Origin of the sequence: Epibacterium sp. MM17-32 (assembly GCF_022348205.1) — a bacterium.
Taxonomy (GTDB): Bacteria; Pseudomonadota; Alphaproteobacteria; order Rhodobacterales; family Rhodobacteraceae; genus Epibacterium.
Window position 1 is genome coordinate 59,699 of the sequence record NZ_JAKRFC010000004.1, and the last position, 12,743, is coordinate 72,441.

12 protein-coding genes are annotated in these 12,743 nt (G+C 64.9%); 5 read left to right on the forward strand and 7 right to left on the reverse strand.

The features are described from left to right. Nucleotides 1-60: 60 nt before the first annotated feature. The 5 genes from MHM88_RS08200 to MHM88_RS08220 form a co-directional block, all read right to left on the reverse strand. Nucleotides 61-570 (reverse strand): CarD family transcriptional regulator, encoded by a 510-nt coding sequence (locus MHM88_RS08200; protein WP_239323070.1) that lies wholly within the window; start codon nt 568-570, stop codon nt 61-63. Nucleotides 571-859: 289 nt separating this feature from the next. Then, nucleotides 860-1,198 carry a ferredoxin FdxA gene (gene fdxA, locus MHM88_RS08205; RefSeq protein WP_239323069.1) on the reverse strand — a complete coding sequence of 113 codons (339 nt, stop codon included), beginning with the start codon at nt 1,196-1,198 and terminating at the stop codon, nt 860-862. A gap of 66 nt (nt 1,199-1,264) precedes the next feature. Continuing rightward, entirely contained in the window at nt 1,265-1,639 is a 375-nt protein-coding gene (locus MHM88_RS08210; RefSeq protein ID WP_239362783.1) for an RNA-binding S4 domain-containing protein, read from the reverse strand. 7 nt (nt 1,640-1,646) lie between these two features. Further along, nucleotides 1,647-4,604 (reverse strand): helicase-related protein, encoded by a 2,958-nt coding sequence (locus MHM88_RS08215; RefSeq protein WP_239362785.1) that lies wholly within the window; start codon nt 4,602-4,604, stop codon nt 1,647-1,649. 83 nt (nt 4,605-4,687) lie between these two features. Further along, complete coding sequence (locus tag MHM88_RS08220; RefSeq protein ID WP_239363634.1) at nt 4,688-5,278, reverse strand: tetratricopeptide repeat protein; 591 nt, start codon at nt 5,276-5,278, stop codon at nt 4,688-4,690. A gap of 100 nt (nt 5,279-5,378) precedes the next feature. On the opposite strand from MHM88_RS08220, the gene MHM88_RS08225 reads away from it, so the two are divergent. From MHM88_RS08225 to MHM88_RS08240, 4 genes are all read left to right on the forward strand, one after another. Next, the gene (locus MHM88_RS08225) at nt 5,379-5,666 is read left to right on the forward strand and encodes an SCP2 sterol-binding domain-containing protein (protein ID WP_239323066.1); all 288 of its coding nucleotides are present in this window, start codon (nt 5,379-5,381) and stop codon (nt 5,664-5,666) included. A 32-nt stretch (nt 5,667-5,698) separates the two neighbouring features. Beyond that, a complete protein-coding gene (locus MHM88_RS08230; protein WP_239362788.1) occupies nt 5,699-6,658 on the forward strand; it encodes an alpha/beta hydrolase in 960 nt (319 codons plus the stop codon). 446 nt (nt 6,659-7,104) lie between these two features. Next, nucleotides 7,105-8,925 carry a M3 family oligoendopeptidase gene (locus MHM88_RS08235; protein WP_239362790.1) on the forward strand — a complete coding sequence of 607 codons (1,821 nt, stop codon included), beginning with the start codon at nt 7,105-7,107 and terminating at the stop codon, nt 8,923-8,925. 116 nt (nt 8,926-9,041) lie between these two features. After that, nucleotides 9,042-9,533 (forward strand): GNAT family N-acetyltransferase, encoded by a 492-nt coding sequence (locus tag MHM88_RS08240; protein WP_239362792.1) that lies wholly within the window; start codon nt 9,042-9,044, stop codon nt 9,531-9,533. Between the two features lie 188 nt (nt 9,534-9,721). Here the strand turns inward: MHM88_RS08240 and MHM88_RS08245 are convergent, their stop codons facing one another. Next, nucleotides 9,722-9,991: a DksA/TraR family C4-type zinc finger protein gene (locus MHM88_RS08245; protein ID WP_239362794.1), complete on the reverse strand. Its 270-nt coding sequence runs from the start codon at nt 9,989-9,991 to the stop codon at nt 9,722-9,724. A 250-nt stretch (nt 9,992-10,241) separates the two neighbouring features. After that, nucleotides 10,242-11,231 carry a Gfo/Idh/MocA family protein gene (locus MHM88_RS08250; protein ID WP_239362796.1) on the reverse strand — a complete coding sequence of 330 codons (990 nt, stop codon included), beginning with the start codon at nt 11,229-11,231 and terminating at the stop codon, nt 10,242-10,244. Between the two features lie 169 nt (nt 11,232-11,400). Between MHM88_RS08250 and MHM88_RS08255 the strand changes: the two genes are divergently transcribed. Next, nucleotides 11,401-12,573 (forward strand): dipeptidase, encoded by a 1,173-nt coding sequence (locus tag MHM88_RS08255; RefSeq protein ID WP_239362798.1) that lies wholly within the window; start codon nt 11,401-11,403, stop codon nt 12,571-12,573. The last annotated feature ends 170 nt before the right edge of the window (nt 12,574-12,743 follow it).

A 12,743-nucleotide genomic window follows, 5' to 3' on the forward strand; every position in this document is an offset into this window, starting at 1 on the left:
CCAAACACAAAAAGACCGTCCACAGGGGACGGCCCTTTGCATTTGAACTCTCGGCGCGTCTCAGGCCGCGCGGGAGGTCAGCACCTCGTCGACCTGCTTGGCCGCAGAGATTTCGTCCCCACCGGACACCGCCGCCACTTCGCGGGTCAGGCGCTCCAGCGCGGCTTCATAAAGCTGACGTTCGGAATAGCTCTGCTCGCGCTGATCGTCGGTGCGGTGCAGGTCGCGCACCACTTCGGCGATGGAGATCAGGTCGCCGGAATTGATCTTCTGCTCGTATTCCTGGGCGCGGCGCGACCACATCGCGCGCTTGACCTTGGCCTTGCCCTTCAGCGTCTTCATCGCCTGGTCGATCACATCCGGCGAGGACAGCGAGCGCATGCCGATATCCAGCGCCTTGTGGGTCGGCACCCGCAGGGTCATCTTGTCTTTTTCAAAGGTGATCACGAATAGCTCCAGCTTGTGGCCGGCTACTTCCTGCTCCTCGATCGAGATGATCTGTCCGACACCATGGGCCGGATAGACAACATAGTCGTTGGGGCGGAACTCGAGCTTCTTCGATTTGGTCATACAGGTCTTTCCTCGCGATGACACGGCAACCATGCCGACTTGGCCACGCCAAAAACCACCCGCACGGAACATGCGTCATGTCCGCCGGATACAGGATTGGCGCAGAAAGCCCACCAAGAAAGCCGCGAATCACGCGGCCGTCACGGCAGGCGGCAATCTACGTATTTCATTACATCCGTTGAATATAGCACAAAAACGCGCCCTCCGAAAGCGGAAGGGCACGTGAATATCGGCCATGCATCCATGTTTCACGCCGTCCGGCGCGATTCTGCCGTGGAACACGGCGGGGTCAGCCGCCCTCGCCGGGGGCTTCGGAGAAGTATTTCTCCAGCTTGCCTTCCTCGCCATCCCGCTCCTCGTGACCCGGCATCGGGTCTTTCTTGGAGACGATGACCGGCCACAGCTCGGCATATTTCCGGTTGAACTCCACCCATTTGTCCATATCCGGTTCGGTGTCCGGACGGATCGCGTCGGCGGGGCATTCTGGTTCGCATACGCCACAGTCGATGCATTCATCGGGGTGGATCACCAATGTGTTCTCACCCTCGTAGAAACAGTCAACCGGGCATACCTCGACGCAATCGGTGTACTTGCAGGCAATACAATTGTCCGTAACGACGTAGGTCATCTTGGCTTGGGTCCCGTTCCAGTGTCTTGGGTTTAGCTATTCCACAAGAGCCCGCGCTTCAAGCCGTCAATGGCCCTCCCACATGCGAGTAAGACCAAGCGCCCTGCGCTCTTTCTTATCCGGACGACCTTTTCCTTCGTATTTCGGATTGGCAGGCGGTTTGTCCTGCTTCTCCGTCATATCAAAGTACAGCGTCTGCGCCTCGGTGGCGGGGCCGCGCCGATCAGACAGCCCGGTGATGCGCACGACACGCACCTGATGCCCCTGGGAAAAGGTCAGAACGTCCCCGACAGAGACGGTCTGCGCCGGTTTTGCGATCTTGGCGCCATTCACGCGGACATGCCCCGCCCCGACCTGCTTGGCCGCCAGCGAGCGGGTCTTGAAGAACCGCGCATGCCACAGCCATTTGTCGATCCGGAGCTTGTCCGCGCGATCCATCATGCCGCCATCAGTCGTCCTGTTTCAGCCCCATCAGCGCCGCTGCAAAGGGGTTGTCGGGGTCGATCTGCTTTTCCTTCTTCGGTGGGCGTGCGGAATAGGTCTTGCCGCCCTTGTCACCACCGCGATCCGGACGACCGCCCTTCTTGCCACCGGGTTTGCCCTGCGGCTTGCCACCTGTGCGCGGCTTGCCACGTCCTGCCCCCTCGGCCTTGGGACCCCGGCCTTCGCCACGGCGCTGGCCGCGTTGATTGCCGCCCTGACGCGGGGTGCGCCCCCAGGTAAAGGTAAAGAACACCTCGATCTCGGGTTCCTCGACAGCCGCATCCACGGCCGCACCCACCGGCGTTTCCGCCTCGGAGGTGGCGGCGATCGGCTCTGCCACGGCCTCGTCGGACGGCTCCGCGGCGACGGGGGCAACCCCTTCGTCGGCAATCGCGTCGGTGCCTTCGGGGACATCGGCGGGGGTGTCGGGCGTCGCTTCCTCAGCGGGGGCTGCTGCCGGTGTCGCCTCGGCCTCTGCCGCTGCATCCATCACCGGCTGATCCGCCGCTGGCGTTGCGCCATCGGTCACCACGCTGTCGACGGGCTTGACCTTGGTGCGCTCGCCTTTTTCGGCGCGATAGCCGAGCCCCTGCATCAGGTCGGCGAATTGCTCCAGTGTCATGCCGGTGATCGACAGCATGTCGGGCTTGGCCTCAAAGCCGCCGCGGCTGTCTTCGGCGCGCAGCAGATCCGCCAGACGCTCCAGCATGTCGATGCGGATCATCCGCTGGCCTGCGGCGCGATACCCGGCCATGGTGTCATAGCCTTCGGGCGCTTCCGGCATCGACGGCACCGTCACCAGACCCGGCGGCGGCGCTTCGGGGAATTCCTGCAACCCGTTGGCCAGCGACCACAACAGCAGGCGCAGACGGGTCGGCGCGGGCTTCAGCAGCAGCGGCATGAAGATGGTGAACTGGCCAAAACGGATGCCATGCTTGCGCAAGGCGCCACGGGCATCCTGGTCCAGATCCTTCACTTCCTGCGCCACACCGGCGCGCGGCAGCACGCCCAGCGCCTCTACCATGCGGAAGGCAAAGCCCCGGGCCAGCCCGGTCAGCGCCTCGTCCTTTTGCAGGTTGATCAGCGGCTCAAACAGAGCCTGGATCTTGCGCGAGATGAAATGCTGCAGGCGGCGCTCGACCTTCTGGGCCACATCCGCCCCGGCCGCATCATCGACAAAAACCTCGATCTGCGGGGACAGCGCATCCGCACCGGCTACCAGTTTGCCGACCGCATGCTCGCCCCACATCAGGCCGCCCTGATCGGTGAAATCAATTTCGGTATCGGGTGCGTTGTAGAAGCGATCCGCGCGCAGGTGATACTGCGGCGCCAGTGCCTGCAAGGACGCCGACTTCAGCGCCTTGGCCTCTGCGCCCTGCGCGGTCTTGTCCGGCGAGAACCGGAACCCTTCGAGTTTACCGACGAATTCGCCTTCGACGGTCACTTCACCCTGGTCATTTACTTCGGCCAAAAGGGCCTCCTTCTGTTTGAGCCGGCGCATCAAAACAGATGTGCGCCGGTCCACAAATCGTTGCGTCAGACGCATATGCAGGGCGTCGGACAACCTGTCTTCTACAGTGCGGGTTTCCTCCCGCCAATGACTTTCGTCACGCAGCCAACCGTTTCGCTGCGCCACATAGGTCCATGTGCGGATAAACGCCAAGCGTTTCGACAATGTGTCAATATCGCCTTCCGTACGGTCAATCCGGCGAATCTGCCGCGCGAACCAATCATCCGGCACCACACCCCCGTCGTGAAGATAGCCGAAAATCCCGCTGAGCAAAGAAGAATGCTCCGCATGGCTGATGCCGCGAAAGTCGGGAATACGGCACACATCCCACAACAGCCGCACCGAGGGCGCATCCGCGGCCCTGTCGCGGATTGTCGCATCCTGCGCCAGGCTGCGCAGCGCCATCAGGTCATCGGCCTCGCGCGCCTTCATCAGCACCTCGTGGTCCGGGCTTGATTCGAGCGACCGGATCAGCGCGTCGATCGAGCCGAACCGCAGATCCGCCGAGCGCCAGTTCAGCTTTTTCAGCGGCGTGAACCGGTGATCCATGATCGCCTGCGCGACGCCCTCGTCCAGCGGCCGGGCATCACCGGTGACGCCAAAGCTGCCGTGGCTCATGCCCCGGCCCGCGCGGCCGGCGATCTGTGCCAGCTCGTTCGGTGCCAGCTCGCGCATCCGGCGCCCGTCGAATTTCGAGGTCGAGGAAAACGCCACATGGTCGATATCGAGGTTCAGCCCCATGCCGATCGCATCGGTGGCCACCAGATAATCCACCTCGCCATTCTGATAAAGCGCCACCTGGGCGTTGCGGGTGCGCGGGCTGAGCGCCCCCATCACCACCGCCGCGCCGCCCTTCTGGCGGCGGATCAGCTCGGCAATGGCATAGACGTTGTCGACGCTGAAGCCGACAATGGCGGTGCGCGGCGGCATCCGGCTGATCTTTTTCGATCCGGCATAGACCAGATCCGACATCCGCTCGCGGCGCACGAATTCGACCCCCGGCACCAGCGCCGCAATCGACCCGCGCATGGTGTCCGCGCCCAGAAACAGCGTCTCCCGGGTGCCGCGCGCCCGCAGCAGCCGGTCGGTAAAGACATGGCCCCGCTCCGGATCGGCACAGAGCTGGATCTCGTCGATCGCCAGAAAGTCGCAGCCCATGCCCTCGGGCATCGCCTCGACGGTGCAGATCCAGTACTGCGCCCGCGGCGGCACGATGCGTTCCTCGCCGGTGACCAGCGCCACCACCGACGGGCCGCGTGCCTTGACGATCTTGTCATAGACCTCGCGCGCCAGCAGGCGCAGCGGGAACCCCATGATCCCGGTCCGATAGCCAAGCATGCGTTCGATCGCGTAGTGGGTTTTGCCTGTATTGGTCGGGCCGAGCACGGCCATGACCCGGGATGCAGAGGTCATTGCATCTATCTCCACGCGCCCTGCTCCGTTTCACGCGACGGCGTCAGGGGTTCCATTTCAGGGATTCGCCCGGTGCGGCCGGCTCAGAGCGCGCGGCCCTCCACCTCGGCAGACAGGCGATCCAGCGCCTTGGTTACTTCCTCATGATGCGGATGTATAGCCTTGGCGCGTTGATAGGCGTCATAGGCCCGGTCCGGGTCGCCGAAATATTCAAACACCTGGCCGAGGCCAAAGATCGCATTGTAGTCATTCGGGTTCAACGCCAAGGCGCGCTCCAGATCGGCCACCGCCGGTCCGAACCGCTCGGCATTGAAAAAGGCCCGCGCCCGTTCCGACCAGCCCTCGGCAAACTCCGGCGCGTGATCCGTCAGCGCGGTCAGATGTTCGATCGCCAGGCGCCACTCGCCGCGTGCCATCGCGTCTCGCCCCCGGCGCAGCAGCAGATCCATCGCCGGCGATCCGCTGCGGCTCCAGAGCGCCTGCAACTCGCGATCCAGTGCCGCGGCATCCGCCGGATCCGCCTCCTGCAGCCGCGTCAGCAGATCCGCCTCGCCCAGATCCGAGAGGTTGACAGCCGCCGCCTCCTGCGCCGAGATCGCGGTCGGCAATGAGGGGATGACGGCCAGCGAGATTGCCGCCACGATAGCTTTGAGATTCGCGCAAGTTCTGCCCATAACTGGAAAGGTAACGGCAAAGGGTGCAAAATCCAGTACCCGGAACAAAAGCTTCACAGTTTTGTGCAGGATGCGCAGAGCCCCAGTTAGGAAAGACGACATGAGCGACACCCTGGAACAGGCAGCAGCAACGCTGAACGAAAAGATGGACGGCGGCTTCGACAGCTCCGCCAAGTTCGAAATCACCGGCATGGGCGCCATCATGCTCGACTCCAACGGCGCTCGCGTCGGCGACGAAGAGGCCGACGTCACCATGACCGCCGATGCGGAGACCTTTCAGGAGATCCTCTCGGGCGAGTTGAACCCGACCGCGGCCTTCATGGGCGGCAAGCTGACCATCGACGGCGACATGGGCGTGGCGATGCAGCTGGCCCAGGCGCTGGCCTGATCGCGGGTCCGATCGCGATGAAGGATCAGCCGATGGCCCCGGCCTCCCCCGCGCCCTATTTCGCCGATATCGCGCAGGGCCCGGCAGAGGCACAGGCGCATTGGCTGACCACAGGCGATGGCCTGCGCATCCGCGCGGGCCATTGGCGGCCCGCGGGCCCGGCGGCGGGCGCCGCTGAGGGCACCCTGCTGCTCTGCCCCGGCCGCACCGAATATATCGAGAAATACGGCCCCTTTGCCGCCGACATGACCGCGCGTGGCTATGCGGTGCTGGCGGTGGACTGGCGTGGCCAGGGGCTGGCAGATCGGGCCCTGTCGGACCGCCGGCTGGGGCATGTGGCCCATTTCGACGAGTTCCAGCAGGATATGGCGGCGCTGCTGGCCCATGCCGAGGCCCAGGATCTGCCCCGCCCCTGGCACCTGCTTGGCCATTCGATGGGCGGGGCGATCGGGCTGCGCGCGCTGATGGACGGGCTGGACGTGGCCAGCTGCATCTTCACCGCGCCCATGTGGGGCATCCGGATCCCCGTTGCGCTGCGCCCGCTGGCCTATGCGTTGACGCGTTTTGGCCGCCACATGGGGCTCAACCACCGGCTGGTGCCGACCACCACGATCGAGCAATATGTGCAGGTCACCCCCTTCGCCGGCAATACGCTGACCAATGATCCGCAGATGTATGCCTTTCTCCAGATGCAGATGGAACGCCAGCCGGACCTGGTGCTGGGCGGGCCGACGGTCCAGTGGCTGGGCGCGGCGATGCTGGAATGCGCCGCCCTCGCGCAGGCGCCCTCGCCGGGTCTGCCCTGCCTCACCTTCCTCGGCGACAGCGAACAGATCGTGGCGACCGGCCCGATCCATGAGCGCATGGCGCGCTGGCCCGGCGGACGGCTGGAGCTGGTGGCGGAGGCCCAGCACGAGATCCTGATGGAGCGTCCCGCGGTTCGCACCCGGGTGCTCGACCAGATCGTGGCCCATATGCGCGCCGCGCGCTGATCTCCCGATCAAACGTCAGTACCCGTTTCCTCTGCCGCGTTAAGACGGGGGCCCTCCCGCCCCCTCTTGTGGCCTCGCGGCCCCATCGAGGCGTTGGGCCGCGCGCCGCGTGCCCGATGGGCACGCGGCGCGGGTCGCTTCGGGCGCAGCCCGAAGCGAAACACCTTTCGCCTCTGTTCGCTCCTCGCTCATCCCCGTCCCCGGGATGTCCCCGCCCGGGCCGCAAACCGGTCCCAAACTGGCCCCGGCCCAATCCTGCCCTGAACCGCCTCCCGGCACAGGTGAACACGGCGGTTTCTCCGCTGGATCCCTGCTCTGCGCTTGTGCCTGCGGGAGCGGCGACCTAAGTGTCGTTGAGAACCAAATCCCGCGCCCGGCGCCGCACGCCCCTGCCTTTCGCAGACCAATGCGGCCCCGGGCGCGACCAGACATCTGACGGAGGTCCCATGTTCCAACTCCCCTTCCCTGTGCACGACGCCAATGCCTCATCCGGATCGGGTGATCTGGGACCGCTGCCGGAGTGGGATCTCACCGATCTCTACGCCGCGGAAGACGCCCCCGAGCTGAGCCGCGACCTCGACTGGCTGCAACAGGAATGCGCCGCCTTTGCCGCCGATTACGAGGGCAAACTGGCCGATCTGGACGCCCAGGGGCTGCTCGACTGCGTGCTGCGCAACGAGAAGATCAACAATATCGCCGGGCGCATCATGTCCTATGCGGGCCTGCGCTATTACCAGCTGACCACCGATGCGGGCCGCGCCAAGTTCCTCTCCGACCTGCAGGAAAAGGTCACCGTCTTCACCACGCCGCTGGTGTTCTTCACGCTGGAGATCAACCGGATCGAGGATGCGACCCTGGACGCGCTGTTTGCCGCCAATGCCGACCTCGCCCGCTACAAGCCGGTGTTCGACCGCATCCGCGCCATGAAACCCTATCAGCTCTCGGACGAGTTGGAGCGGTTCATGCATGACTTGGGCATCGTCGGCGACGCCTGGGAGAAACTCTTTGACGAGACCATTGCCGGCCTCACGTTTGAAATCGACGGCGAGGAGCTGGGCATCGAGGCGACGCTCAACTTCCTGACCGAACAGGACCGTTCCAAGCGCGAAGCGGCAGCCCGCGAACTCGCCCGCGTCTTTGCCGACAACATCAAGATCTTTGCCCGCGTGCACAACACGCAGGCCAAGGAAAAAGAGATCATCGACCGTTGGCGCGGCATGCCCAGCCCGCAGATGGGCCGCCACCTGTCGAACGACGTCGAACCCGAGGTGGTCGAAGCCCTGCGCGAGGCGGTCGTGGCCGCCTACCCCAAGCTCAGCCACCGCTATTACGAGCTGAAGCGCAAATGGCTCGGTCTGGACCGCATGCAGGTCTGGGACCGCAACGCGCCCCTGCCGATGGAAACCACTCGCATCGTCGACTGGGACGAGGCGCGCGCCACGGTGATGGAAGCCTACGCGGCCTTTGATCCGCGCATGGGCGAGCTGGCACAGCCGTTCTTTGACAAAGGCTGGATCGACGCGGGCGTAAAACCCGGCAAGGCCCCCGGTGCCTTTGCCCATCCGACCGTCACCAATGTACACCCCTATGTGATGCTGAACTACCTCGGCAAGCCGCGCGACGTGATGACCCTGGCGCATGAGCTGGGCCACGGCGTGCATCAGGTGCTGGCCGCCGATCAGGGCGAGATGCTGTCCTCCACGCCGCTGACGCTGGCGGAAACCGCGTCGGTGTTTGGCGAGATGCTGACCTTCCGCAAGATGCTGGAGAAGGCCGCAACCAAGGAAGAGCGCAAGGTGCTGCTCGCCGGCAAGGTCGAGGACATGATCAACACGGTTGTGCGCCAGATCGCCTTTTACGACTTTGAATGCAAACTGCACGCCGCCCGCGCCGAGGGCGAACTCACACCCGAGGACATCAACGCCCTGTGGATGAGCGTTCAGGCGGAATCCCTGGGCGAAGGCTTCGACTTCATGGAGGGCTACGAGACCTTCTGGGCCTATATCCCGCATTTCGTGCATTCGCCCTTCTACGTCTATGCCTATGCCTTTGGCGACGGCTTGGTGAATGCGCTCTACTCGGTCTACGCCGAGGGCGCCGAAGGGTTTGAGGACAAGTATTTCGACATGCTCAAGGCCGGCGGCTCCAAGCACCACAAGGAGCTGCTGGCGCCCTTCGGTCTGGACGCCTCCGACCCCAAATTCTGGGACAAGGGCCTGTCGATGATCTCCGGCCTCATCGACGAGCTGGAAGCGATGGAAGACTGACGGCCTTCGGCGCAGGCGTCACCTCCTGGCGCATGCGCTGAAAATCGCCGACAATTCGAACAGTTCGGCCCGCCGCATCGTGACGGCGGGCCTTTTTTATGCATCTTTAACGCGCCATGACGACGCCCACGCCCATCGACTTTCTGCGACTGACCCGCTCGGATCACCATCTGGTGCGCCATATCGAAGTGGCGCCGGAGCAGATCGTCTACTGCGGCACCGTCGACATGGCGTTTGCCTCGACCGAAAAGCGGCTCAACCTCTATGCCATCCGGGCGGCGGGGACTCCGGTTGGGTTCTTCAAGATCGACCTGAAATACCCCGAGACCTACGGGTTTGCCCGCGCGGGCGATCTCGGGCTGCGCGCCTTCATGATCGATCACCGCCATCAGGGGCGCGGCATCGCAACCGCAGCGCTGGCGGCCCTGCCCGACATGCTGCACCGGCTCTATCCGGCGGCCACTGCGGTGGTGCTGACCGTCAACATCCGCAACCAGATCGCCGTGCGCAGCTATCGCCGGGCGGGGTTTGTCGACACCGGCGAAATCCACGAAGGCGGTCTCGCCGGGCCGCAGCATGTCATGCGGCTGGATTTGCCGGACAGCTAGTGTGCCGGACACCTAAAACGCCCTCACCGCCGCCGATCGTCGCCCGATTGTCGCCCCAATATCGCAGGGTCATCGCAGACCCCGCCGGAGTCGCGCCCCGAGAGGGTCCTCCCAATCGCGACCGGCTTGGACAGGCGCGCTCACGGGGTGCGCCCCCCAGCAAAGGTCAGCCCCGGCGCGCAACACCCTCACTTCAACTGGCTGTCCTTGCTGCCACGCCGATTGATGCCACCCCGGGCGCGCAGGGGTCCGTCCCGATCCTGCTGGCAGTCGATACAGAGCTTCACCCCCGGGATCGCCTGACGGCGGGCCTCGGGGATCTCCTCTTCACAATCGGCACAATGGCGGAGGCTTTCGCCCACAGGGGCGCGCCGCGTCTTCAACCGGGCCAGCTCATCCGAGATCGACGCTTCGATCTGTTCGCTGACCGCACCATCCTTTGCCCAGCCTCCGGCCATCCGTCGCGCCTCCTCACACTCACAGCAAGAGCCGCCATCCTAGCGCCGCCGCTTCCAAGGGTGCAAGCCGCACGCGCATGATCTCGCAGAGCCGCAGGTCACAGAGGGGTTGCGCCGTGCGACGCACGTCGCCCGGCGGCAGGCCGCGCCTTCGGCGCGGCCTGCCCCGCCCAACGGGCCGGTCTGCATGTTTCATGCAGAGCGGACGGGCGGGAGCCTCCCCGCCCGCCGCAGCGGACCTGCGCCCGGATCAGAGATCCGTCGCCACCGCAAAGACCTGATCCATCATCTCCTGCGTCCCGCGGGAGAATTCCAGCGGACAGGGATAGGGCGCCCCCTCGCGCACCGCGCGGCCAAAGTTCTCGACCTGCAGCTTGTAGTGATCCGCCACCGGAAAGCGTTCCTCCAGCACCTGCCCGGCAGCCCCCGCCGGCCCCGCCTGATGCAGCTCCAGCCGGGCCTCGCCAAAGACCCGCGGATTGAACGGCGCCGTCAGGCGCAACACGCCCTTGTCCCCGTGGAACACCATTTCCTGATAGGGATGCATGCGCGTGCTGACATAGGCCCTGTACAGCACTCCCGGAAACCGCGCCTGCACGTCAGAGACCACATCAACGCCGTTTTCCCATTCGATCTGGGCACTGACCACTTCGGGCTCGGCCCCGAGGACAAACCGCGCGCCGCCAAAGACATAGACCCCGATGTCGCGCAGCGCACCGCCGCCGGTCTCGGGGCGATTGCGGATATTACCGGTATCGGCGCGATTGTCGAAGGAGAACTTGCCCGACACATGTTTCACCTGACCCAGCGCGCCGCCCTGCACCAGATCACGCGCCCGCTGCCACTGCGGGTGATGCACGATCATATAGGCTTCGGCCGCCAGCACACCGGCCGCCTCCCGCGCCGCGATCAGCTGGTCGAACTCCGCCGCCTGCAGCGTCGCCGGCTTCTCCACCAGCACATGCTTGCCCGCCGCCATCGCCTTCAGCGCCCACTCCACATGCAGGTGGTTGGGCAGCGGGATGTAGACAGCATCGATGTCCGCATCGGCCAGCAGCGCCTCATAGCTGTCAAAGACACGCAGCCCCGGCGCAAAGGCCTGGAACGGTGCCGCCTTCTCTGCGCTGGAGGTCGCCAGCGCCGCCAGCTCTGCGCCGCTGGCGGCGTGAATTGCGGGCCCCATGTGTTCACGGGCGAATTTGGCAGCCCCGAGGATGCCCCAACGGACGGGGTTCGGCATGGTCACTCTCCTTTGCACAGGAATGGATGTTTGCGCTCACATATCGCCGCAGCATAGAGCCTGCAATCCTCCGGGGCAAATGCGCCGGGATCTCCCTTTGCGGGAAAACCCCTTGCACGGCACGCCCCCTGACGTAGCCTGCCGGCACACCACATGGAGGATCAGGATAATGGCAACACTGGCGAAATGGATCGGACGGCTGCTCCTGCTCTGCGCGGCGGCGGTCATCGGCATCCTGCTGTTTGGCCCGGCCTATGTCGAAAAGACCCGCAACCGGGTGACCGACCATGCCCCCTATCCGGTCAGCGCCGAGGCGCGCGCCCTGCATGACAGCCTGCTGATCGGCGATCTGCATGCCGATTCGCTGCTGTGGAAACGCGATCTGACCAAACGCGGCAGTCGCGGCCATGTGGACATTCCCCGGCTGATCGAGGGCAATGTGGCGGTGCAGGTCTTTACCGCAGTAACGAAATCCCCCGCCGGACAGAACTACGATCACAACGACGCCGACGCCCGGGACAATATCACCCTGCTCGCCATCGGGCAGCTCTGGCCGCTGCCGACCTGGTCGTCGCTGCACCAGCGGGCGCTTTACCAGGCCGAAAAGCTGCACCGGGTCCAGGAGCGCGCCGACGGGCGTCTGCGGATCTTGCGGACCAAAGCGGATCTGGACACGCTGCTGGACCTGAAGCGCGGCGGAGAGCCCGTGGTGGGCGGCCTCCTCGGCCTTGAAGGGGCGCATCCGCTGGAGGGCGACCTGAGCAAGTTGCAGGCGCTGGTCGACGCCGGCTACCGGGTGATTGGCCTGCATCATTTCTTTGACAATGCGCTTGGCGGTTCGCTGCATGGCAGCGGCAACGAGGGGCTGACCGACTTTGGCCGCGCGGTGGTGACCGCCAGCGTGGACCAGGGGCTGATCCTCGATGTGGCCCATTCCAGCCCGCAGGTGGTGCGCGATGTGCTGGCGATGACGGATGTGCCGATCATCCTGTCCCATGGCGGCATCCACCGGGCCTGCCCGGTCAAGCGCAACCTGCGTGATCCGCTGATGCAGCAGATCGCCGCCAGCGGCGGCGTGATCGGGATCGGCTATTGGGCGGGTGCCGTCTGTGACCCCAGCCCGGCCGGTGTGGCGCGGGCGATCCGCGCCGCGATCGAGGTGGTGGGCGAGAATCACGTCGCCCTTGGCTCGGACTTCGACGGCTCGGTCACCACCGCGTTCGACAGCTCGGAGCTGGCCGCCCTGACCCAGGCGCTGCTGGATGAGGGGCTGACGCCCGCCCAGATCCGCAAGGTTGCCGGCGAAAACATGCTGCGCGTCCTGCGTGCGCGGCTTGACTGAGCCCCGCCCTGTCATCACCGCAATCCTGCATCGCTTTGATGCGGCGTGATTTTCTGTCCCACATGGCAAATCCCGAGTCTCCTGGTCGGAAATAATACCCGACAACATCAGTCAACTATTTGATTTTGCTCGATTTTTTGTTGACCCCGCATGCTGGAGCGGCTATCCAT

Coding starts and splice junctions, on each gene's coding strand:
- MHM88_RS08200 (WP_239323070.1), bottom strand. CDS start 570: ATGACCAAATCGAAGAAGCTCGAGTTCCGCCCCAACGACTATGTTGTC.
- fdxA (WP_239323069.1), bottom strand. CDS start 1,198: ATGACCTACGTCGTTACGGACAATTGTATTGCCTGCAAGTACACCGAT.
- MHM88_RS08210 (WP_239362783.1), bottom strand. CDS start 1,639: ATGATGGATCGCGCGGACAAGCTCCGGATCGACAAATGGCTGTGGCAT.
- MHM88_RS08215 (WP_239362785.1), bottom strand. CDS start 4,604: ATGACCTCTGCATCCCGGGTCATGGCCGTGCTCGGCCCGACCAATACA.
- MHM88_RS08220 (WP_239363634.1), bottom strand. CDS start 5,278: ATGGGCAGAACTTGCGCGAATCTCAAAGCTATCGTGGCGGCAATCTCG.
- MHM88_RS08225 (WP_239323066.1), top strand. CDS start 5,379: ATGAGCGACACCCTGGAACAGGCAGCAGCAACGCTGAACGAAAAGATG.
- MHM88_RS08230 (WP_239362788.1), top strand. CDS start 5,699: ATGGCCCCGGCCTCCCCCGCGCCCTATTTCGCCGATATCGCGCAGGGC.
- MHM88_RS08235 (WP_239362790.1), top strand. CDS start 7,105: ATGTTCCAACTCCCCTTCCCTGTGCACGACGCCAATGCCTCATCCGGA.
- MHM88_RS08240 (WP_239362792.1), top strand. CDS start 9,042: ATGACGACGCCCACGCCCATCGACTTTCTGCGACTGACCCGCTCGGAT.
- MHM88_RS08245 (WP_239362794.1), bottom strand. CDS start 9,991: ATGGCCGGAGGCTGGGCAAAGGATGGTGCGGTCAGCGAACAGATCGAA.
- MHM88_RS08250 (WP_239362796.1), bottom strand. CDS start 11,231: ATGCCGAACCCCGTCCGTTGGGGCATCCTCGGGGCTGCCAAATTCGCC.
- MHM88_RS08255 (WP_239362798.1), top strand. CDS start 11,401: ATGGCAACACTGGCGAAATGGATCGGACGGCTGCTCCTGCTCTGCGCG.